18 protein-coding genes are annotated in these 20,776 nt (G+C 69.0%); 12 read left to right on the top strand and 6 right to left on the bottom strand.

Features of this window, described 5'->3' with window-relative positions; genetic code table 11:
* Positions 1-69 precede the first annotated feature (69 nt).
* Entirely contained in the window at positions 70-390 is a 321-nt protein-coding gene (locus ACGFZ3_RS17535; RefSeq protein WP_392924263.1) for a DUF3817 domain-containing protein, read from the top strand.
* On the opposite strand, the gene ACGFZ3_RS17530 is transcribed toward ACGFZ3_RS17535, so the two are convergent.
* Positions 378-3,068, bottom strand: a complete 2,691-nt coding sequence (locus tag ACGFZ3_RS17530) for an autotransporter outer membrane beta-barrel domain-containing protein (RefSeq protein WP_392924077.1) — start codon at positions 3,066-3,068, stop codon at positions 378-380. The genes ACGFZ3_RS17535 and ACGFZ3_RS17530 overlap by 13 nt on opposite strands.
* A 282-nt stretch (positions 3,069-3,350) precedes the next feature.
* Positions 3,351-3,797 (bottom strand): ATP synthase F1 subunit epsilon, encoded by a 447-nt coding sequence (gene atpC, locus ACGFZ3_RS17525; protein ID WP_392924074.1) that lies wholly within the window; start codon positions 3,795-3,797, stop codon positions 3,351-3,353.
* Between the two features lie 260 nt (positions 3,798-4,057).
* Here atpC and ACGFZ3_RS17520 point away from each other — a divergent pair, with 260 nt between their 5' ends.
* The 6 genes from ACGFZ3_RS17520 to ACGFZ3_RS17495 are packed head-to-tail and all read left to right on the top strand — an operon-like array spanning position 4,058 to position 12,458.
* Positions 4,058-5,230: an isochorismate synthase MenF gene (locus ACGFZ3_RS17520; protein WP_392924071.1), complete on the top strand. Its 1,173-nt coding sequence runs from the start codon at positions 4,058-4,060 to the stop codon at positions 5,228-5,230.
* Positions 5,230-6,885: a (2,3-dihydroxybenzoyl)adenylate synthase gene (locus ACGFZ3_RS17515; RefSeq protein WP_392924068.1), complete on the top strand. Its 1,656-nt coding sequence runs from the start codon at positions 5,230-5,232 to the stop codon at positions 6,883-6,885. The genes ACGFZ3_RS17520 and ACGFZ3_RS17515 overlap by 1 nt, the downstream gene beginning before the upstream one ends.
* Positions 6,885-7,520, top strand: coding sequence for an isochorismatase family protein (locus ACGFZ3_RS17510; RefSeq protein ID WP_392924066.1), 636 nt, complete (start codon positions 6,885-6,887; stop codon positions 7,518-7,520). Before ACGFZ3_RS17515 ends, ACGFZ3_RS17510 begins: the two co-directional genes overlap by 1 nt.
* Positions 7,517-7,783, top strand: a complete 267-nt coding sequence (locus ACGFZ3_RS17505) for a phosphopantetheine-binding protein (RefSeq protein ID WP_392924063.1) — start codon at positions 7,517-7,519, stop codon at positions 7,781-7,783. The genes ACGFZ3_RS17510 and ACGFZ3_RS17505 overlap by 4 nt, the downstream gene beginning before the upstream one ends.
* Positions 7,780-11,700 (top strand): amino acid adenylation domain-containing protein, encoded by a 3,921-nt coding sequence (locus ACGFZ3_RS17500; RefSeq protein ID WP_392924060.1) that lies wholly within the window; start codon positions 7,780-7,782, stop codon positions 11,698-11,700. The genes ACGFZ3_RS17505 and ACGFZ3_RS17500 overlap by 4 nt, the downstream gene beginning before the upstream one ends.
* Positions 11,697-12,458 carry a 2,3-dihydro-2,3-dihydroxybenzoate dehydrogenase gene (locus ACGFZ3_RS17495; RefSeq protein WP_392924057.1) on the top strand — a complete coding sequence of 254 codons (762 nt, stop codon included), beginning with the start codon at positions 11,697-11,699 and terminating at the stop codon, positions 12,456-12,458. Before ACGFZ3_RS17500 ends, ACGFZ3_RS17495 begins: the two co-directional genes overlap by 4 nt.
* Here the strand turns inward: ACGFZ3_RS17495 and ACGFZ3_RS17490 are convergent.
* The 4 genes from ACGFZ3_RS17490 to ACGFZ3_RS17475 are packed head-to-tail and all read right to left on the bottom strand — an operon-like array spanning position 12,455 to position 16,772.
* Positions 12,455-13,048 (bottom strand): DUF2894 domain-containing protein, encoded by a 594-nt coding sequence (locus ACGFZ3_RS17490; protein WP_392924054.1) that lies wholly within the window; start codon positions 13,046-13,048, stop codon positions 12,455-12,457. The genes ACGFZ3_RS17495 and ACGFZ3_RS17490 overlap by 4 nt on opposite strands.
* A complete protein-coding gene (locus tag ACGFZ3_RS17485; protein WP_068852349.1) occupies positions 13,038-13,685 on the bottom strand; it encodes an OmpA family protein in 648 nt (215 codons plus the stop codon). The genes ACGFZ3_RS17490 and ACGFZ3_RS17485 overlap by 11 nt, the downstream gene beginning before the upstream one ends.
* Positions 13,682-16,084, bottom strand: a complete 2,403-nt coding sequence (locus tag ACGFZ3_RS17480) for a DUF802 domain-containing protein (protein WP_392924050.1) — start codon at positions 16,082-16,084, stop codon at positions 13,682-13,684. The genes ACGFZ3_RS17485 and ACGFZ3_RS17480 overlap by 4 nt, the downstream gene beginning before the upstream one ends.
* 10 nt (positions 16,085-16,094) lie before the next feature.
* Entirely contained in the window at positions 16,095-16,772 is a 678-nt protein-coding gene (locus tag ACGFZ3_RS17475; protein WP_392924047.1) for a DUF3348 domain-containing protein, read from the bottom strand.
* A 152-nt stretch (positions 16,773-16,924) separates the two neighbouring features.
* Between ACGFZ3_RS17475 and ACGFZ3_RS17470 the strand changes: the two genes are divergently transcribed.
* The 5 genes from ACGFZ3_RS17470 to proP all read left to right on the top strand — a co-directional run bounded on the left by ACGFZ3_RS17470 (position 16,925) and on the right by proP (position 20,672).
* Positions 16,925-17,344 carry a host attachment protein gene (locus ACGFZ3_RS17470; RefSeq protein WP_392924044.1) on the top strand — a complete coding sequence of 140 codons (420 nt, stop codon included), beginning with the start codon at positions 16,925-16,927 and terminating at the stop codon, positions 17,342-17,344.
* A 3-nt stretch (positions 17,345-17,347) separates the two neighbouring features.
* Positions 17,348-17,671, top strand: a complete 324-nt coding sequence (locus tag ACGFZ3_RS17465) for a thioredoxin family protein (protein ID WP_392924041.1) — start codon at positions 17,348-17,350, stop codon at positions 17,669-17,671.
* Between the two features lie 71 nt (positions 17,672-17,742).
* Positions 17,743-18,084 (top strand): type II toxin-antitoxin system prevent-host-death family antitoxin, encoded by a 342-nt coding sequence (locus tag ACGFZ3_RS17460; RefSeq protein ID WP_392924038.1) that lies wholly within the window; start codon positions 17,743-17,745, stop codon positions 18,082-18,084.
* Positions 18,085-18,087: 3 nt separating this feature from the next.
* On the top strand, positions 18,088-18,714 hold the full coding sequence (locus ACGFZ3_RS17455; protein WP_392924035.1) for a hypothetical protein: 627 nt from the start codon (positions 18,088-18,090) through the stop codon (positions 18,712-18,714).
* 470 nt (positions 18,715-19,184) lie between these two features.
* Entirely contained in the window at positions 19,185-20,672 is a 1,488-nt protein-coding gene (gene proP / locus ACGFZ3_RS17450; protein ID WP_392924032.1) for a glycine betaine/L-proline transporter ProP, read from the top strand.
* Positions 20,673-20,776: the final 104 nt, after the last annotated feature.

Raw genomic sequence — 20,776 nt, 5'->3', positions numbered from 1 at the left:
TCGCGCCAAGCCGGTATGATGGCCGGCCTTGCCGCCCCTGCAGAGATTGCCTTGCGAGCGTCCGTACCGATGCACCCGATGGGTCGTGTGTTTGCCGTTGTCGCCTTGTTCGAGGCCTTTACCTGGGCCGGGCTGCTGGTCGGCATGTATCTGAAGTACCACGCCGCCGAGCCGTCCACCGCTGGCGTGGCGCTGTTCGGGCCGGTGCATGGCGTGGCCTTCATGGTCTACGTGGTGGTCACGGTGCTGGCGGCGGTGAAGCTGCGCTGGCCGTGGTGGGCCGCCGGCCTGGCACTGCTGGCAGCGGTGCCGCCACTGGTGACGTTGCCGCTGGAGGGGTGGTTCAAGCGGCGCGGCTTGTTGTCCGCGCCGCCATCTCACCACCTGTAGCTGAGCCCGATCTGCGCAGTGCGCTGGAAATATCCCTGGCCCTGCTGCAGCGACAACCCGCCCCACGCGCCAAAGCCGTTGGCGAACAGCAGCGAGGCACCGGCACTGAACTCGCCACGGTTGCGCGGAATGCGCGCATCCACCGGCTCGTCATCCATGCGCACGCGCGCGTCCGCGCCGGTGCGGATCCAGTGCGCGGCGATGTAGGGCTGTACGCTGGCCGCCGTGCCCTGCCAGCGGGTCACGCCGGACACGCGCACGCCGACACGCCCGAAGGTTCCGTTGGCGTCTTCGCTGGTGACCAGCGTGCCGTTCTGTTCAAGATGTCGTACATCACTCCAGCGCGTATAGCCCACCTGCAGCTGCGGCTCGAGGAACACCCCGCCATGCCCGCCACCGCCGATGCGGAAGGCGTGGCCCACTTCCAGCGCGCCCTGCCAGGCGCGGCTGTCGTACTGCTCGGTGGCCAGTCCGGCGCCTTCCACCCGGTTGGAAAAACGCGCGTGCTGCAGCGAGCCGTCCAGGTAGAACCCGGTGTAGGGATCGGCATCGGCGTCGGCCGCGGCGCGCCAGGTGGCATACACGCCCAATGCGGCCCCGCGCACCTTGCCGCGGGCGTAGTATCCGGTCAGCGTGCTGGTCGAGGTGCTGGAGGCATTGCCGCTGGACAGCATCACCCCGAACGCGCTGCCCTGGGTGTTGCGCAGCAGGTCGGTACCCACGCTCAGCGCCTGGCTGCTGCCATGCACATCCAGCTGGGAGCTGTCGGCGTCGAAGCGCGAACGCGCGCCATCCACGCGCACCCAGGCGCGCCCGCTGTTCTGGCCTGCGTGGCGCTCGTGATAGCCGAGCCGGAACATCCCTTCGGCCGCCTGCAGGTTGGCCAGGTACGCGCCCGGTTCCGGCCGCAGCACCGGCACCGGCTCGGGGTCCACGCATTCGGGCAGGGTGGGATCGACCGCGCACGGATCCGGTTCCGGATCCACGCAGCCAGGCAGGGTCGGATCGACGCTGCAGGGATCGGGGGCCTGCGAGCGGAGGTACCAGTTGCCATCGGCGGTGCCCTTGAACAGGAAGTACTCGTATTGGCCACCCACCGCGCGCCCGGCGAGGTCGAAGGTGCCGTTGGACGCCCCACCCACTTCGATCAGGCTGATGCCCTGGCTGGTCTGCGCACCTGCACCGCCGACATTGTTGACGCGCACGCTGGTCTGGCCGCTGCTGTCGCCGGCGATCACCAGCTTGTCCGAGGCCGATTCGTCGCCGGCCAGTACGGTGTTGAACAGCAGCGTACCGCCGCCGCCTACGTAGTCACCGGCCACCTGGAGCGTGTTGAAGGTGCTGCCATCACCCAGTTCCAGCAGCGACCCGCTCCCCAGGGAAAGGTCCTGCACCGTGCTGTCGCCGGTCATCTGCCAGCGGGCGTCGGTGAGGCCGACCGCGGCACCGTTGAGGATGGTGCCGGTCAGTGATGCCCCCTCGCTGAGCGCGATATTGACCTCGGCACTGTTCAAGCCGCGGGTCTGGCCGACGATGTCGCCGACCAGGTTGGAGCCGGCAACCGCCAGGTTGGCGACCGCCCCGGCCGCGACCTGCAGGATCACGCCATTGCCCGCTTCAACGGTGGAGCCGTTGGCGATGCGGATGTCGGCGTTGCCCGTCAGCGGCATGACGATGGCCGGGCCGGTAGTCGACACCAGGCGCGACTGGTCGATGACCACGGTGCTGTTGCCGGCGGCGTTGCCGGTGATGGACAGGGCGCTGCTGCTGCTCTCCACGGTGCTGCCCTGCGACACCACCAGGCTGGCGTTGTTCAACACCACGCCCATGCCGTTGTTGGCGCCGCTGCCGGTGCCCGTGCCACGCACCTGGCTGGCGGCCAGGGTCAGGCTGGCCCCGCGCGAGACGGTCGCGCCGGTGGCGCCGATCACCTCCGAGCCGGACAGCGCAGCCGTGGGGCCGGAGGTGCCGGTGCCGGCCATGGACAGCGCGGTGCTGCCGGACTGGATCGTCGAGGCATCCATGACCAGCGCGCCGCCGGTCATCGCCACCCCGGACAGGCTGCCCGTCAGGGTGCTGCTGGATACGCGCGCTGTACCACCTTCGATGTCCAGCGCGTAGCCGAAGCCGGCGCCGGGAGTGCCGACCGAGGTTGCCTGCACGTTGTCCAGCACCAGCAGCGCGCCATCGCTCAGCTGCAGGGCTTCGCCGCCGGTGTCGACGGTGGTGTTGGTCAGGGTGAGTTCGCTGCCTTCGCCGGTGGCGCTGAAACCGCGCCCGGCAGAAGCGACGGTCACCGCGTTGATGCCCATCGTGCTGCCGGACGAGACCCCGCCAGCGTCGGCGAAGGTCGAGGTGAAGGTCATCGTGCCGCCGTTGATGGCGGCGCTGCCGGCGTTGGCAACGCGGATCCCGAACAGGCCGCTGATGTCCACGTCGGTGCCGATCACGCTGGCGTTGTCGACCTGGGTCGGGCCAGCCAGGCCACCGGCGGCGATGGTGAGCTCGGCGCCATCGGACACCGTCCAGTCCTCACGCAGGTCGCCGGGCTGCACGGTGTGCGTGCTGCCGGGGCCGGTGAGCGTGCCTGCTGCTGCAGCAAGGGGCAGGGTTGCGAGCGTCACGGCGATGGCCGTAACGAGCATGCGGCGCGGGCCGCATGGGGTAATGGCTGTCATGACTGGACTCCGAAACGGAACTGGGTGGACCGCACGACCCCCGTAGCACCACAACGTCGTACCAGGATCAGCGAGGGACCGAATCCTCCGGTCCAAAGGCCGCTGTATCCATGCAACATCTTGTATGCGTCATCTATCACTACCGCCTGTTCAGCATGAGCAGGTCTCTGTGGGGCCAGCGTGAAGGCAGTGTGGTGGCACGGCGGACGCCCCGTATCCGGGCACGCGGAGGACGTCGCCCGGCGTGCGCACGCAGAGGACCGGTTGTCGCACCCGGTGGTGCTATTTCCAGGGCAGCCCGCGCAGCTGCAGGGCACGCTGGTGCATCAGTTCTGCGTGCAGGCGCACATAATCCTCCCCGGTAAATGCCTGCGCCATCGGTGAGCGTGCGGCCTCGGCGGCCACCCGTGCGCGCGCCTGGTCGAGATCCTCGCTGCGCAGGGCCAGATCGGCCATCACGATCACCTTGGCGGGTTGCACTTCCACGTAGCCGCCGGACACGTACACGTGCAGCGGCGGTTCGGCCTTGAGTGGATACACCGAGACCATGCCCTCGTGCAGCGTGCTCAGCAGCGGGGCATGCCGGGCCATCACGCCGAAACGGCCGTCACTGCCGGGCATGCTCACCTCGCGCACCTCGCCGCTCCACAGTTCACCCGCCAGGCTGATGATCTGCAGTGGGAAGCCCTGTGCGTCGGCAAGCAGAGCGGGCGGGGCAGGTGACGCCATGGGCGGGTTTCCGGGGACCATTGCCTGCAGCTTAGTCGGGTCGCCGGAAGACGGCGTCGATCCGCCTCATGAACACCGGAATCATTGAGCGGGCAAACACAAATGCGAGCTGTTATCATTTGAGTCGATAGCCACGACGGTCCCCGGATCGACGAAGCCGAATCAATCGAACGCCCGCTCTCGCGCGGTGCGTGTCCATTTCTGATCGGTCGTGGTGATGCATGCATTCAACTCCCGTGGTACCCGGCTTGCCCGATCTGGTGTCTGCCGAACGAGATGCGGGGTTGCCGGTTCCGGCCGCGCAGGCGAGGCGACAGTTCCTGCTGCGCCTGCCCGGACGCACGCTGGATGCACGCGGATGCCATGCCACGCTCCCGGCCGGCGGAACCGCAACGCTGGACGCGCGCGTGCGGACCTTCTTTGCGCGCGAAGGCCGCGCACCCGGGCTGCTGGTGGGCGCGCTGCCGTTCGATCCGGCAGCGGCCGACGCGCTGTACCAGCCGCAGGAACTGGTGCAGGGAAGCGCTGAACCGGCGACGCCTGCAGTGCCCTTCAATGGCGACATCCACCCGGAGCCGAGCGCGGCGCAGTATGCGGATGCGGTGCAGCAGGCAGTGGCAGCGTTGCACGACTGCGACGGCGAACTGAAGAAAGTGGTACTGGCACGCACGCTGCGTGTGCACAGCCGCGCGGTTATCGACCCGCGCGCGTTGGTGGCGCGGCTGGGCCAGGACCCGGCAGCGGTCACCTACCTGTGCCCGCTGCCGGTAGCCGCCGGCGATGCACCAGCGTGGCTGGTCGGGGCCAGCCCGGAGCTGCTGGTGTCGCGCCGCGGACCGCAGGTGTTCTCGCATCCGCTGGCCGGCTCGACCCGGCGTCGCCCGGATCCGGATGAGGACACCCTGGCGGCCCATGAGCTGTTGGGCTCGGCGAAGGACCATGACGAGCACCGCTACGTGGTCGACGCCATCGTGGCGGCACTGCGTCCGTATTGCGAGCGGATCGACGCTGCAGCGCGGCCGACCCTGCATGCCACCACCACCCTGTGGCACCTGGGCACGCGCATCGAAGCACGCCTGCGCGATCCGTCCACCTCGGTAGCCACGCTGCTGGCTGCCCTGCATCCCACACCGGCGGTGTGCGGTACGCCTGCCGCACTGGCGTTGGATACCATCCGCCGCCTTGAGCCGGTGCAGCGCGGCTTCTACGCAGGCGCGGTGGGCTGGATGGACGCGCACGGCGATGGCGACTGGTACGTGGCGATCCGCTGTGCACGCGTGCAGGGTCACCGGGCCCGCATCCATGCCGGCGCCGGCATCGTCGCGGGTTCGGAGCCGGCCGCAGAGGTCGTCGAGACCGGGGTGAAGTTCGGGGCCTTGCTGGCCGCGCTGGGCGCGGACGCCGCCCCACGGATTGAAGGATGGACATGCTGATGACTACCGCCGCTTCTCCGGTGCGTGTGCCGCTGCGCCAGGTCTGGCCGCCGGCGCTGGTCGCACGCTACCGCGCCGCCGGCTACTGGCGTGGCGAAACCTTCCCCGGTTTCCTGCGCGAGCGTGCAGCGCAGTTCGCCGACCACGTGGCCGTGGTCGGCGGCGAGACCCGCCTGACCTATGCACAGCTGTGGCAGGAGGCCGGGCGCATCGGTGCTGGTCTCCTGGCCGCCGGATTGGCGCCGGGTGACCGGGTGGTGGTGCAGCTGGGCAACACGGTCGAATTTGTCAGCGTCGTCTGTGGGCTGTTCCGCGCGGGCTTGATCCCGGTGTATGCCCTGCCGGCGCATCGGCTGACCGAGATAGCCCACGTGGTGCGCACGGCAGAAGCCAGCGCGTACATTGCCGCCGCCTCGTCGCCTGGAACCTTCGACTACCGGACATTGGCGCGCGAACTGCAGGCGTTCATTCCCGCCCTGCGCCACGTGTTCATCGTCGGCGATGCCGCGGAGTTCGTTGCCGTTGCCGGGTTGGCCGGCGATCCCGACGCGCTGCCGCCGGACCCCGACCCGCAGTCGGTGGCGTTCCTGCAACTCTCTGGTGGCAGCACCGGTTTGCCGAAGCTGATTCCGCGCACCCACGACGACTACCTGTATTCGTTCCGCGCCAGCAACGGGATCTGCGGCATCGGCCGCGACAGCGTGTACCTGGTGGCGCTGCCGGCCGCACACAATTTCCCGATGAGTTCACCCGGCTTCTTCGGCGCACTGTACGCCGGGGCGCGAGTGGTGCTCAGCCCCGGCCCAGGCCCGGACACCGCGTTCCCGCTGATCGCGCGCGAGCGAGTGACCTGCGTGGGCCTGGTGCCGCCGTTGGCGCTGTTGTGGGCACAGGCTGCGGCCAGTACCCCGCATGACCTGTCCAGCCTGCAGGTGCTGCAGGTCGGCGGCGCCAAGCTGGTGCCGGAAGCCGCGCGCCGGGTCATCGATGGGCTGGACTGCCGGTTGCAGCAGGTGTTCGGCATGGCCGAAGGGCTGGTGAACTACACCCGCCTGCACGATGCGCCGGAGTGCGTGCTGAATACCCAGGGCCGCCCGATCTCGCCCGACGATGAAGTGCTGGTGGTGGACGATCACGGTAACCCGGTGGCGCCGGGCGAGGTGGGCCACCTGCTGACCCGGGGCCCTTACACGATCCGCGGTTACCACAATGATCCCGGCGCGAACGCACGGTCGTTCACCGAGGATGGCTTCTATCGCACCGGCGACATGGTCCAGCAGCTGCCGGGCGGCTACCTGGTGGTGCAGGGCCGCGCCGGCGACCACATCAACCGCGCGGGTGAAAAGATCTCTGCCGAGGAGATCGAAGACCACCTGCTCGCGCACGCCAGCGTCTTTGACGCGGCGGTGGTGTCCATGCCCGACCCGTACCTCGGCGAGCGCAGCTGCGCCTTCGTCATCACCCGCGGCGAGCGCCCGACCGCCGCCACCCTCAAGGCCTGGGTGCGCGGCCGCGGCCTTGCCGCCTTCAAGGTGCCGGACCAGGTGGTATTCGTGGACGCCTTCGGCACCACGGCGGTGGGCAAGGTCAGCCGCCGCGAACTGCGTGCGCAGCTGCGCGCACGCCATATTGAACAGACAGGAGAACCGCGCTGATGGCGCTGCCCACCATTCCCACCTACGCGCTGCCCACGGCGGCCGAATTGCCGGCGCCGCGCGGGCCGTGGCAGCCTGACGCCGGGCGCATCGCGCTGCTGGTGCATGACATGCAGCGCTACTTCCTGGCCGCGTTCGGTGCCAACGCCGCGCCGCTGGCCCCGGCGACCGCCAACATGGTCCGGCTGGTCGCGCAGTGCCGGGCGCAGGGCATTCCGGTCTTCTACACGGCCCAGCGCGGCAACCAGGACCGGCGAGACCGTGGACTGCAGGCGGATCTGTGGGGCCCGGGAATGCAGGCGATCAGCGAACACGTGGCGATCGTCGATGCGCTGGCGCCTGCCGATGGCGATCACATACTGGTCAAGCACCGCTACAGCGCGTTCCAGCGCAGCAACCTGGAGACGATGATGCGTGCACGCGGCCGCGACCAGCTGCTGGTGACTGGCGTGTACGCCCATATCGGCTGCGCCGCCACCGTGGCCGAGGCGTTCCAGCGCGATATCGAAGCCTTCATCGCGGCCGACGCCGTGGCCGATTTTTCGCGGGCGGACCATGACCAGGCACTGCACTGGATCGCCCGCACCTGCGGCGTGCCGATGACCACCGCGCAGCTGCTGGAGCGCCTGGCATGAATGACGCCCGCACCGCATCCCTGACCTTGGAACGGATGCGCGCCGATGTGGCCGGCATGCTCGGCGAAGCCCCTGACGCGGTTGGTGATGACGACCACCTGATGGACCTGGGCCTGGATTCGATGCGGGTACTCGGGCTGGTGCTGGCCTGGAGCAGCACCGGCATCGCGCTGGAGTTCGGCCACCTGGCCGAGCACACCACGCTGGCCGGCTGGTGGCAGGTGGTGCAGCAGCTGCAGGCCCGGGCCAGCGCCGGGGCATGAGCGCGCAGGTGGCCAGCGCTGAGGGCGCAGGGCAGCAACGGTATCCGCTGAGCGGGGCGCAGACCGGCCTGTGGTACGCGCAGCGCCTGTCGTCTGCGCCCGCAGCATTCAATACCGCACACGTCGTGTGGTTTGAAGGCGCGCTGGATATTGACCGTTTCCGCGCCGCTGCCGATGCAGCCGCCGCTGAAGCCGAGGCACTGTGCCTGCGCGTGGCCGAAGACGCAGCGGGCGTGCCGCAGCAGTGGCTGGACCCGAGCCACATTCCGCGCGTGCAGGTGGTGGATCTGTCTGCGCAGAGCGACCCGTTGCACGCCGCGCGGGAGGTGATGCAGGCCGACCGCCTGCGGCCGGTCGATCCCGGCCGCGACCGCGTCGCCCAGCAGCGCCTGTTCGTGCTTGGTCCGCGGCGTTTCGCGTGGTATCTGCGGGTGCATCACCTGGCCACCGATGGCTATGGCATGGCGCAGTTCAGTGCCCGGGTGCGTGCGCTGTACGCCGGGGAGACCACCGATGCGCTGCAGCCACTGTCGCCGGTGCTGGACGAAGACGCGCAGTACCGCACCGGTGAACGCCGCGCGGCCGACGCCGCCTATTGGCAGGCATACATGCGGGGCGCGGCACCTGCAGAAGTTTTGGGGGGGCGCATGGCCGCGGCGGCTGGCGACGCCCTGCGCCTGACCAAGGTCATCGGCGCGCCGCTGCGCGAGCGGCTGCTTGCCGCTGCGCAGGCCATGGGCCAGCCCTGGCCGGACCTGCTCACCGCATTGACCGCCGAGTACTGCCGACGGATGACGGCAAGCGACGAAGTGACCGTGGGTGTGCCCTACATGGGGCGCTTGGGCAGCGTGTCGGCACGGGTGCCGGCGATGGTGATGAACGTGCTGCCGCTGCGCGTAGCCGCAACAGCAGATGAAACCGTTGAGGGCAGGGTGCGCGATACCGCGCGGGCGCTGGTGCGCGGCCGACGGCATGGGCGCTACCGGGGCGAGCAGATCCGCCGGGACCTGGACTGGAGCGGGCAGCAGCATCGGCTGCACGGCGCCCTGGTGAACGTGCAGCCGTTCTACCGGCCGCTGCCGTGGCCGGGGGTCGAGGCACAGCTGGAAGTGCTGTGTACCGGCCCGGTGGACGACATCACCTTCGGCTTCCGCGGGGATGCACTGACGTCGCTGGCGCTGGAGATCGAGGCCAACCCGCAGCAGTACGCGAGGTCGGGGATCACCGCGCATGCCAGACGGCTGCTGCATTTCGTGTCGGCCGCGCTCGACGTGCAGGCACGCGGTGACCTGCTGGCAGACGTTGCGCTGTGCACGCCTGACGAGGCGCAGCAGTGGCTGCACACGGTCAATGCCACGCAGCATGCGGTTCCCGATGTGTCGCTGGCCGCGCTGCTGAACCTGCGGCTGGCCGATTCGCCGGACGCAACCGCGCTGGTGTTCGACGGCGAGGCATTGAGCTACGCGGCGCTGGAACAGCGCAGCCGTGCCTTGGCGCTGCAGCTCCAGGTACTTGGCGTTACCCGCGAGTCGCGCGTGGTGGTGGCGTTGCCGCGTTCGTTGTCGCTGGTGATCGCGCTGGTGGCCGTGGTGCGTGCAGGCGGCGCGTACCTGCCTGTGGATCTGGACCACCCGGATGCGCGCCTGCGGAAGATCCTGGCGTCGGCGCAGCCACGGTGCGTGCTGGCGGAGGCAGGCGCCGCGCACCGTTTCGTGGGCGCGCCCGTGTTATCGCCGCCGCAGTGGGCAACCAGCAGCGATCATGCTCTCCCCGATATCGTGCAGCCCAGCGATGCCGCGTACGTGATCTATACCTCCGGCTCCACCGGCGAACCCAAGGGCGTCGTGGTGGAACACCGCGCCATCGTCAACCGTCTCGAATGGATGCGCAGCCAGTACCGGATCGGGCCGGAGGCACGCATTCTGCAGAAGACGCCCGCCACCTTCGATGTCTCGGTCTGGGAGTTCTTCCTGCCACTGATCAGCGCTGCCACGCTGGTGATCGCATCGCCCGGCCTGCACCGCGACCCACAGGCGCTGACCCGACTGATCGCGGCCGAACGCATCACCACGCTGCATTTCGTGCCGTCCATGCTGGACGCCTGGCTGGCCGTGCCGGATCTGCGTGGGCTGGCGCTGCAGCAGGTGTTCACCAGTGGCGAGGCCCTGGACGCCGGCTTGCGCGACCGCTTCCATGCGCGCGTGGATGCGGAACTGCACAACCTCTACGGTCCCACAGAGGCCGCGGTGGATGTCAGTTACTGGCCTGCTTCCCGCGAGGACCGCTCCGACCCGGTGCCGATCGGCCGCCCGGTCTGGAACACCCGACTCTACGTGCTGGACACACAGCTGCGTGCGCTGCCGGCAGGCGTGCCCGGTGACCTGTATCTCGGCGGTGTGCAGCTCGCGCGTGGCTACCTTGGGCGGGAGGACCTGACCGCCGAGCGCTTCCTCGACGATCCGCACGTCCCCGGAGGGCGCCTGTACCGCACGGGCGACCGCGCACGCTGGCGTGATGACGGGGCGCTGGAATACCTGGGCCGCAGTGACCACCAGGTCAAGCTGCGCGGCCTGCGCATCGAGCTGGGCGAGATTGAATCCGCGCTGCGCGGCGTGCCCGGCGTGGCCCGCGCCGAGGTGTTGCTGCGCGACCAGGATCCAGGCATGCCGGCCCGTCTGGTGGCGTACCTGTCCGGCGACGTACCGGACACAGGCAGCCTGCGCCGTGTGCTCGGCGCGCAACTGCCCGAGTACATGGTGCCGGCCGCCATCATGGTGCTGGAGGCATGGCCGGTGACGGCCAACGGCAAGCTCGACCGCACCGCGCTGCCACTGCCGGACACCCACGCGGCCGGCCGCCGCGCGCAGACGCCAACCGAACAGGCACTGGCCGCGCTGTTCCAGCAGGTGCTCGGGCTGGCGGCGCCGGCAGCAGCCGACGCGGACTTCTTTATGCTGGGGGGTGATTCGTTGTCCGCCGTGCAGCTGCTGCTGGCGATCCAGCACCGTTGGCAGCAGGACCCGGGCTTGGGTGCGGTATTCGCCACGCCGACGGTGGCAGGGTTGGCCGCGCGGCTGGAGGCGGCGCAGCAGCACACCGACCACGGGCTGGCGCCAGTGATCACCCTCGCACGCGGCGAGCCGGGCAGGGGGCCGCTGTTCGTGATCCATCCCGCGGGCGGCATCGCCTGGAACTACCGTGAGCTGGGCCGTGCGCTGCACCCGGCGCGCGATGTGCATGGCCTGCAATCGCCGGTACTCGATCCCGCCCAACCGCTGCCGGCGGGGATCGATGCGCTGGCTGCCGACTACGCCGCACGTATCCTCGCGCTGCAGCCGCTGGGGCCGGTGCACCTGTTGGGCTGGTCGGTGGGCGGCATCATTGCCCAGGCGATCGCCGTACACCTGCAGGCGATGCAGCGTGAGGTCGGCGCGCTGGTCCTGCTGGATGCGTATCCCAGCGAATGCTGGCGCGCCGAACCCGAGCCGGACCCGGTGGCGGCGCTGCGTGCGCTGCTGGCCATTGCCGGGTACGACCCGGAGGGCCATCCGGAGCTGGACAGCCGTGAACGCATCGTGGCGTTCCTGCGCCGCGGCGACAGCGCGCTCGGCAACCTGCCCGGGCACGTACTGGACGGCGTGGTGCGCGCGGTGACCGGCACCAACCGGCTGATCCGCGAGCATGACCATCGCCACTTCGACGGCACCCTGGTGCACGTGCGTGCCGGCAATGACCATGCGCTACGCCCGCACCTGCAGTCCGCGCTGTGGCAGGCGCACGCATCGCGGGTGGAAGCAGTGCCGCTGCCGTTCCTGCATGCCGAGCTGACCGGCCGCGATGCCGTGGCGCAGCTGGCGCCATGGCTGTCGGCGCGGCTGCAGCACTGGGACGACCTTGAACGAAAGGACAGGACATGAAGCTGACGGGATTCGAAAATACGATTGCGCTGGTCACCGGCGCCGGCGGTGGGATTGGCGCCGCGCTGGTCCAGCAGCTCCTGGACAGCGGCTGCGTGGTGGTGGCCACCGACCTCGCCGCGCCGGCGCTGCCGCCCCATCCGCGACTGCACCCGCGGCTGCTGGACGTGACCGATTCAACGGCGGTTGGCGCCCTGGTCGGAGCGGTTGAAGCCACCCTTGGCCCGATCGGCTTCGGCATCAGCGTTGCCGGCGTGCTGCAGGTCGGCGAGGTCAGCGGCATCGATGACGCCCAATGGCACCATGTGTTCGCGGTCAACGCCGACGGCGTCTTCCATCTATGCCGTGCGCTGGCGCGGGTGATGACTCCGCGCGGGCAGGGGGCCATCGTGACGGTGAGTTCGAACGCCGCCGGCGTGCCGCGCCATGGCATGGCCGCGTATGCGGCGTCGAAAGCGGCGGCGACCATGTTCACCCGCTGCCTGGGCCTGGAACTGGCACCGCACGGCATCCGCTGCAACATCGTGGCGCCGGGTTCCACGCTGACGCCGATGCAGACCGGAATGTGGGCCGATGAACACGGCGCGCAGCGGGTCATCGATGGCAGTCCTGCGACCTACAAGGCCGGCATTCCGTTACGCAAGCTGGCCACCCCGGATGACATCGCGCAGGCGGTGATGTTCCTGCTGTCCGACCAGGCCGGCCACATTGCCATGAGCGACCTGTACGTGGACGGCGGCGCGACCCTGCGCGGCTAGCGCGCGGTACGGCTGCGGCGCGGCTTGGCCGGGGCACGGCCGGCCACGCTGTCGCGACTGGGCAGGGTGCCGCGCTGCTGCATCTGCTCCAGCCAGGCCAGGTTGTCGATGTACGCCAGGAAGTGTTGCAGGTACGCGGGCGACACGTCGCCCATCCAGCCGATGGCACGGTGCACCAGCACGCTGGAGTTCAACGGACCGCCATCGCTCGGGGTCTGCGCCAGGGTGTGCCGCACCTGGCCAGCGGTGCGCAGCGCTGCCCACGTGCTGCGGAACCCGGCCAAGGCCGGCAGTGCCGGGTAGTCGGGGTTGTGCGTGGCGCGCGGTTGGCCCAGCGCGGCCAGCGTATCCGCCCTTTCGGCGTGCCTCGCGGGCGCGGTTGCAACGGGGGCGGCAGCCACGCGTTCAGCGTAGGCCGCCAGCAGCGTCTCCAGGCGAGCGTCCAGCACGCCGCGCAGCGAACCGCTGGCCAGCTGCGCGCGGCGCTGCAGCGCTTCCAGGAAGGCGAACTGCACCGGATCGTGGCGATCCAGCTGCTGCCCGCGCCAGTGCGCGAGCCGGTCGCTGGCGGCAGTACGGTTACCGTCCATCGCCCGCTACGGTCGGTTTCGGGCGTGGAATCGGCGCCATTTCCACGCGCCGGTTGCGCGCACGGCCTTCCTCATCGGCGTTGGAGCCCACCGGCTGTTCGGCACCGAACGCGGCGGCGAACACCGAACCGGCCGGCACGCCTTCGGCGATCAAGGTGCGGGTCACGGTCAAGGCGCGCTCGGCCGACAGTTCCCAGTTGTCGGCGAACTGGCGGTTGCTGTCGCGTACCGGACGGTCATCGGTGAAACCGCTGACCATCAGGATTTCCTCGCGCGACGAAAGATACCCGGCCAGCGGCGCGGCCAGGCTGCGCAGCAGCTCGCGACCTTCAGGCTGCAGCTGGTCGGAATTGAGGGCGAACAGCACGCTGCCACGGATGCCGATGCGGCCATCCACCAGCGTCACCCGCCCGGCGGCCAGCGGGCCGGCCAGCGCCTGTTCCAGGGTCTGGCGCCGCTTGGCTTCGGCCTGGCGCTGCGCGACTTCCTCATCGAGGCGATGCGACAGCTCCAGCTGCAGCGCCACCACGCCGACCAGGATCAGCACGAACGCGCCCAGCAGCACCGACATCAGGTCGCCGAAGGCGGCCCAGATCGGCGCGCCGGTTTCGCCTTCCAGCTCGATCTCGTCACTCATGCGGTGGCGGCCCCGGCGTTGCGGCGGCGGCCGGCCAGCTGCTGCAGTTCTTCGATGATCTGCTGCTGCGAGAGCACGCTCAGGTCGATCACTTCACGCGCCTGCGTTACGTAATACGCCAGCTGCTCATCGCTGCGGGTCATCGAGGCATCCAGTGCGCCGGCCACCTGCTGCAGCTGTTCGCCCAGCCCGGTGCTGGCGGTGCCGAAGCTCTGCATCGCGGTGCCGAAGGCGTCGGCCAGGCTGGCCACTTCCACCGCGCTGCCGCTGAGCTGCGCGGCCACGCCATCGAGCTTGCCGGTTTCCGCGGCGATGTGGTCGGTAAACTGCGTGCTCACGCGCTCAAGCAGATCCGCCGAGGTGCTGACCAGCGCGTCCACGGCGGCGCGCTGCTCGGTGGAGGCGTGGTTGACCGCATCCAGCAGCGTTTCCAGCGTGGCCAGCAGGCGGGTGCGCTCGTCCAGCATGGCGGTGTCGCGGACCATGCTGTCGGACAGCTTCTGGCGCAGTTCGGCGACCACTTCGGCGGCCGCCTTTGGTGCTTCCGAGGCGAGCGTGACCAGTCGCGAAATCTCGCTGATGGTCTCGGCCGCATGTGCCTGCGCCCGCGTGCCGATCTCGTGTGCGGTACGCGACAGGGTTTCGCAGACCGCCTGCTGGCTGGCCGCGACCTGGGCGCCGTTGTCGGCCCACTGCTGGCCCAGCTGTTCCGACAACTGGGTGAAGGCATCGCTCCAGGTGGCCAGGCGCTGCGCATCGCGCGCCTCCAGGCGGTCCTGCAGGCCGCTGTGCGAGGCCTGCAGGCCGTCCACCAGCGAACGTGCATGGCCATCGAAGCTGGCGGTGGCCGCCACCAGCGCCTGCTGGTTGCGCTCGGCGAGTTCGGCATTGACCGATTGCTGGCCCTGCAGCGCATCGCGCCACGCCTGCGCATGGGTGCTTGCGCTGCTCTCGATGCGCTCGGCGAGGGTATCTACCAGCTCGGTGGCCCGCTGGTTGTGTGCGTCGCCGAAGCGTTCCAGTGCGGCGCCCAGCTGCGCGATCAGCGCGGCGTGGGTCTGCTGCTGCAGTGTCTGTGCTTCCTGCCACTGGGCTGCCGTGGCCTCCAGGCGTGCGCCTACTGCGTCCAGCAGGCGGGCACCGTGCTCGCCCTGCAGCTGGCTGAAGCGCTCAAGGGTGCCGCGCAGGTCGCGGGTAAGGGCGGCGTGACGCTGCTCCTGTTCGGTCTGTGCCCCGGTCCAGGTATCGACGCTGGCGTCGAGACGGGCCGCCAGCGTTTCCAGCAGCTGCACGGCGCGCTGGTCGTGCTGCTCGCCGAGCGTGGCCAGGGTCGAACGCAGTTCGGCCGACAACGTGTCGTGCGCCTGCTTCTGGCTGCTGAGCGCAGCGGTCCAGGTCTCGCTGGTGGCGGCGCGGCTGGCCTCGAAGCCGCTGGCCAGGCCGTCGAGCTGCGCGCGCACGGCATCGCCCACGGTGGCCTGCAGGGCAGTCGTCTGCTGGCTGATGCCGGCCATGGTCTCGGCCATGATCGGCTGCAGGGCCTCGCCGACCGCGCGCGCACTCTGCGCGACGCTGGCCTGCAGTGCCTCCTGCACCGAACCGGCCAGGCGCTCATGGGCGGCCTCGGCACGGGCATGGAACGTTTCCTGGCTGGCCGCCAGGCGTTCGCCCGCCGCGCCGCTCTGCGCTTCGATCGCGGCACTCAGCGCTTCCAGGCGGTCCACCAGCGCCGGCATCAGGCCTGCCTGCGCCTGCAGCAGGCGGAACGCTTCAGCGCGCTGCCACGCCTGGGAATGCACGTGCAGGGTGGTGGCGATACGGGTATCCAGCTGCTGCACGCCCAGCAGGCGTTCCCGCCGGCACAGCGCCGACAGCAGGCCCAGCATGGCCGAGGTGGCCACACCGGCGATCGAGGTGCCGAACGCCACGGCCAGGCCCTCCACCGGCGCGCCCAGCGAACCGCGGATGGACTGCAGGTCGGTGGCGCTGCCCAGTGCCAGCCCGGTGCCGCGCAGGGTGGCCATCATGCCGAGCAGGGTACCGAGCATGCCCAGCAGCACCAGCAGGCCGACCAGGTAGGGGGTCAGCACCGGCGCCGGCAGCGCCACGCGCTCGCCCTCCACGCGCAGGCGCACCGCGTTGCGCAGGCCGGCCGGGACCTTCTCCAGCCACGCGCCCAGGCCGGCCGGCGCGGTAGCCGCCTCGGCCACCGCCAGCCCCAGCCCGGCTGTCGCCTGCCGGTAGCGGTGCAGTTCAACGGCACCGGCCACGTAGCAGGCGGCAATCACCAGCGCCACGGCCAGGCCGACCGGGTTGCTGCCCACGTAACCGGCACCGATCCAGCACACCGCCAGCAGGCCGGCGAGGAAAACAACGAGGTAGAGAGGAGTTCTGAACATGACAGCCCGGTTAGTGGGGGCGAAGCGCTGCAAGCAGGCCTTCGATAGGGTGAAAACGGACATCCAGTTCGGCCAGCAGCACGGCCTGCATGTCGTTCGTGAACACGTGCAGCCAGCCGCTGTCCGGATCGACCTCGGCGGTGCCGGCGTCGTCGCGCAGACGCTCGAAATGGGCGCCGAGCAGGGCCGGCACGCTGGCCAGCAGGTGCTGCTCGCGCGGGCTCAGCGCCTGCTCCATGGCGGCGTCCACCTCGGCCAGCCGCGGCAGCTCGCCGGGCCCGGCACTGAGCCGGTCCCGCAACAGGCCGCGCAGGCGCCCGGTGGCGGTGAGCATGGCGCGCTGCACGGTGAGACAGCGCTGGCGGTAGGCCGTGGCGTCGGTCGCGACCGGCTTGCCTGCCGCGGGCGGGGCGGTGATGCTTTCGACCAGGGTGGTGCGAACCCGCGCACATTCTTCGTCCAGCGCCTCAATGGAGCCCGGTGCGGGCTCGGCCACAGCCGGCAGCCGCCCGTCGAGCGCGCGAGAAAGCGCAACGGCCCGGGTCCAGTCGATCCACTGGCTGAGCCGGTCGGACAGGTCGGGCCCGGCACGCGGGGCATTGCGGTCGGCCAGCGCCGCCAGCAACCGGATGAAGGGCGGGCCGGGGACGGGCGTGCGGTGCTGCTTCTTCGCCATGGTTCCGGTCAAAAACCGTGAATTTTACACCGTAATGACGAACCAGCTCCCTGAATGCCCTTGCACACACGGCGAACACGCGCCTATGCACCGCGCTTACATTCGTTTCCCTACGGTGGGGGCGGGCCAACACACCGCCCGTTTTTCCATCCAAGGAGTCCTCCATGTCCCACCTGCAGATCCCCAAAGGTACCCTCGTCATCGTCGCTGATGGCGGCTCGGCCCGCGTGTTCACCAATGTGGGCGACGACCGCACGCTGCAGCTGAAGCAGGAGGACGAGCTGAAGGTCAAGGACATCAGTGCCGAAGGCGTCTCCGGCCAGGGGCCGTCCGGCGCGGTGCCCAAGGACATGAGCATTTCCCAGCTCAATGAAGCCACCTTCGCCAAACAGCTGGCGCAGCAGTTGAACGATCACGCGCTCAAGCACCTCTACGAGCACCTGATCCTGATTGCCGACCCGACCACGCTGGGCCACATCCGGCCGCAGCTGCACAAGGAAGTACAGAGCCGGATGCTCAAAGAGATCGCCAAGGACTACACCAATTCCACGCTGGAAGACATCCAGAACGTACTGGCGGCCTGAGTCATGGCCTACGCACGGAAGTTCACCGACCAGTTGGAGCCGCCCCGCGCCGAGGTAGAAGCTGGCGAGGGCTGGCTGCTGCTGGAATTCGGTACGGACTGGTGCGGGCATTGCGCGGCCGCGCAGCCAGTGGTCAAGGACTTTGTTGAAAAGCGCGCCCTGGACCACCGCAAAATCGAGGATGGCAAGGGCCGCCCCTTGGGGCGCGCCTTCACGGTCAAGCTCTGGCCCACACTGATCCTGCTGCGCGATGGCCGCGAGGTGGGGCGGGTAGTCCGCCCGACCGCCAAGGAGGATCTGGAGGTGCTTGAACGCGCCCTTGGGTAGATGAATATCCCTTTATTCCCAATTTACCCAAAAGGGGTATAGTGGCCACATTCCCTTGCTGGATGTCGGTCATGAGCCTGCCCCTGGATGTTCCCGGCCTTGAAAAGGCCACTGCGTCATCGGTGAAGACCCGGGGCTGGCCGAGCCTGATGCGTACGGTGCGCGAAAAGCAGGCCCTGGTAATCACCAACCACAACCACCCCGAAGCGGTGATCGTGGACATCAAGGCCTACCAGGAACTGCTGGCCCGCGCGGCCGGCAACCCGGATGACGTACGCCAGGGCGAGTTGGACCGCCTGCGCGCGGAGTTCGACACCACCCTGGCCAGCCTCAACGCCAACGGTGGGTTGGGCAAGGTGATGGGTCAGCCGATCCGTCGTGGGCGCAGGACTGCCCTTGGCCCCTCGCTCTGATCGGTGGCAAGGATACTGGTACTGGCCGGCGTCAATGGCGCCGGTAAAAGTTCGCTGCTGGGTACATGGCTGCGCGACGCCGGGTTGACCTGGTTCAACCCGGACAGCTTCACCCGGCGCCTGGTCGAACAGGGCTGGCCACTGGACGAGGCCAATGCGGCCGCGTGGAGCGAAGGCGCGCGGCGGCTCCGCCAGGCGATGGCCGACGGCACCGATTTCGCGTTTGAAACCACGCTGGGTGGCAACACCATCCCGCGTCTGCTGCGCGATGCCTGCCAGACCCACGACGTGGCGATCTGGTTCTGCGGCCTGCACAGCGTTGCGCTGCACATCGAACGCGTGGCCGATCGGGTCAGCCAGGGCGGGCACGATATTCCGCACGACAAGATCCGGGCACGGTTTGATTCCGCGCGCGAGAACCTGATCGACCTGCTGCCGCATCTCGCCGAACTGCACGTGTATGACAACAGCGCGCCGGCTGATGCAAAGGGCAGGGCAGCACCACTGCCACTGCTGCAGCTGGATCGCGACGGCCTGCATTTTCCGGTGACGGTGATCGATCTGCTGCAGACGCCGGATTGGGCCAAACCCATCGTGATGCGCGCAATGGAACTGCAAAGCGGGGCTTGATGCGGCCGCGGTGTTCGCCGTGCGGCGGTAGGGTCGATTCCCAAACGACCGCCCTCGACGCGTCCGCGTTCGGTAACGCATGACCTGCGCCGACGCGAAGGCCGTTTTCCGGTAATGGTCATGCCACAAACGAACGTTGGTGGTTCCACTGCAGTCGATCGGGATGCGACCCTACCTGCGCACGCGTAGCCAAAACATGCCTTGAAAAGGGCATTTACGCCGTGCGTGAAGAAGTGATAAAGGACGCATGCACACACTGTGCTAACATAACCGCTTGATCATTGCCTCGGGCCATTGCCCGTCTCTCGGTCATCCTTCCTGCAGCGCCGTGGTGTACCACGCGGCCGTCCGGGAACGCCTGTTGCTACCCCTCTTCGCGCCTCGTGCAGCGTTCTTCCAGAGGCGGTGTTCACCTGTGCCTTGCGCGGGACCTCGGGCGCGTTGATGGCCCTGCTTCCAGGAGAAAGCAGATGCAGGAACTGCATGCCGCACATGCCCACTTCGGGTGGTTCAAGCGCCGCCGCCAGATGAAGGTCGACGAAGTCACGGTGGTCGACCGCCCCATGCTCAAGAAAGCGGTGGGTGCCGCCGCGCTCGGCAATGCGATGGAATGGTTCGATTTCGGTGTGTACGGCTATCTTGCGGTCACGCTCGGCCAGGTGTTCTTCCCCGCCAGCAGCCCGACCGCGCAGTTGATCGCCACCTTTGCCACGTTCACCGTGGCATTCCTGGTACGCCCGCTGGGCGGGCTGGTGTTCGGCCCGCTGGGTGACAGATACGGCCGCCAGAAAGTGCTGGCCTTCACCATGATCCTGATGGCGCTGGGCACCTTCAGCATCGGCCTGATTCCCTCCTACGACAGCATCGGCATGTGGGCCCCGGCCTTGCTGCTGCTCGCGCGGCTGGTGCAGGGCTTCTCCACCGGTGGCGAATACGGCGGCGCGGCGACCTTCATTGCCGAGTATTCCACCGACCGCAACCGCGGCCTGATGGGCAGCTGGCTCGAGTTCGGCACGCTGGGGGGCTACATCGCCGGTGCGGCCACGGTGACCGTGCTGCACATGGCCTTGAGCAGCACGCAGATGCTGGACTGGGGCTGGCGCCTGCCGTTCATGATCGCCGGCCCGCTGGGCCTGCTCGGCCTGTACATGCGCATGAAGCTGGAAGAAACCCCGGCCTTCCGCGCCTATGCCGAAGAGGCCGACAAGCGCGACCTCGAGCGCCCGGGACTGGGCGCGCTGCTGCGCGTGCATTGGCCGCAGCTGCTCAAGTGCGTGGGCCTGGTGCTGGTGTTCAACGTCACCGACTACATGCTGCTCACCTACATGCCCAGCTACCTGAGCGTGACCATGGGCTACGCCGAGAGCAAGGGCCTGCTGCTGATCATCATCGTGATGCTGGTGATGATGCCGCTCAACGTGGTGGGCGGCTTGTTCAGTGACCGCCTGGGGCGCCGGCCGATGATCATCGGTGCATGCATCGCGCTGTTCGCGTTGGCTATTCCGTGCCTGCTGCTGGTGGGCAGTGGCCATGACGGGCTGATCTTCCTCGGCCTGATGCTGCTCGGGTTGGCGCTGGTGTGTTTCACCAGTTCCATGCCGTCCACGCTGCCTGCGCTGTTCTACACCCCGGTGCGCTACAGCGCACTGTCGATCGCGTTCAACGTGTCGGTGTCGCTGTTCGGTGGCACCACGCCGTTGATCACCGCCTGGCTGGTGGAGCGCACCGGCGACCCGCTGGTGCCCGCGTACTATCTGATGGGTGCAGCGGTGATCGGCCTGGTGACCATGCTGTTCGTCAACGAAACCGCCAACCTGCCGCTGCGTGGCTCGCCGCCGGCAGTAGCCAGCGAAGCCGAAGCCCACGCCCTGCTGCGCAGCGACGAACCGGTAACCGTGGACGCCACCCAACCGACGCTGCCGCAGCCGGCACTACCGGACGACCCCACCCCCGCGTAGTGCCACGCCCTGCGTGGCAACCCCGGCCAACCCGCTCCGCTCGACCAACTCGCGACACTCCCCGCGCCGCAACATGCGGCGCGGGGACAACCAGTGCTAGGATC

It is taken from the genome of Stenotrophomonas sp. NPDC047960, assembly GCF_043204395.1.
Classification (GTDB): domain Bacteria; phylum Pseudomonadota; class Gammaproteobacteria; order Xanthomonadales; family Xanthomonadaceae; genus Stenotrophomonas.
This window is presented reverse-complemented; position numbering and strand designations above follow the sequence as displayed.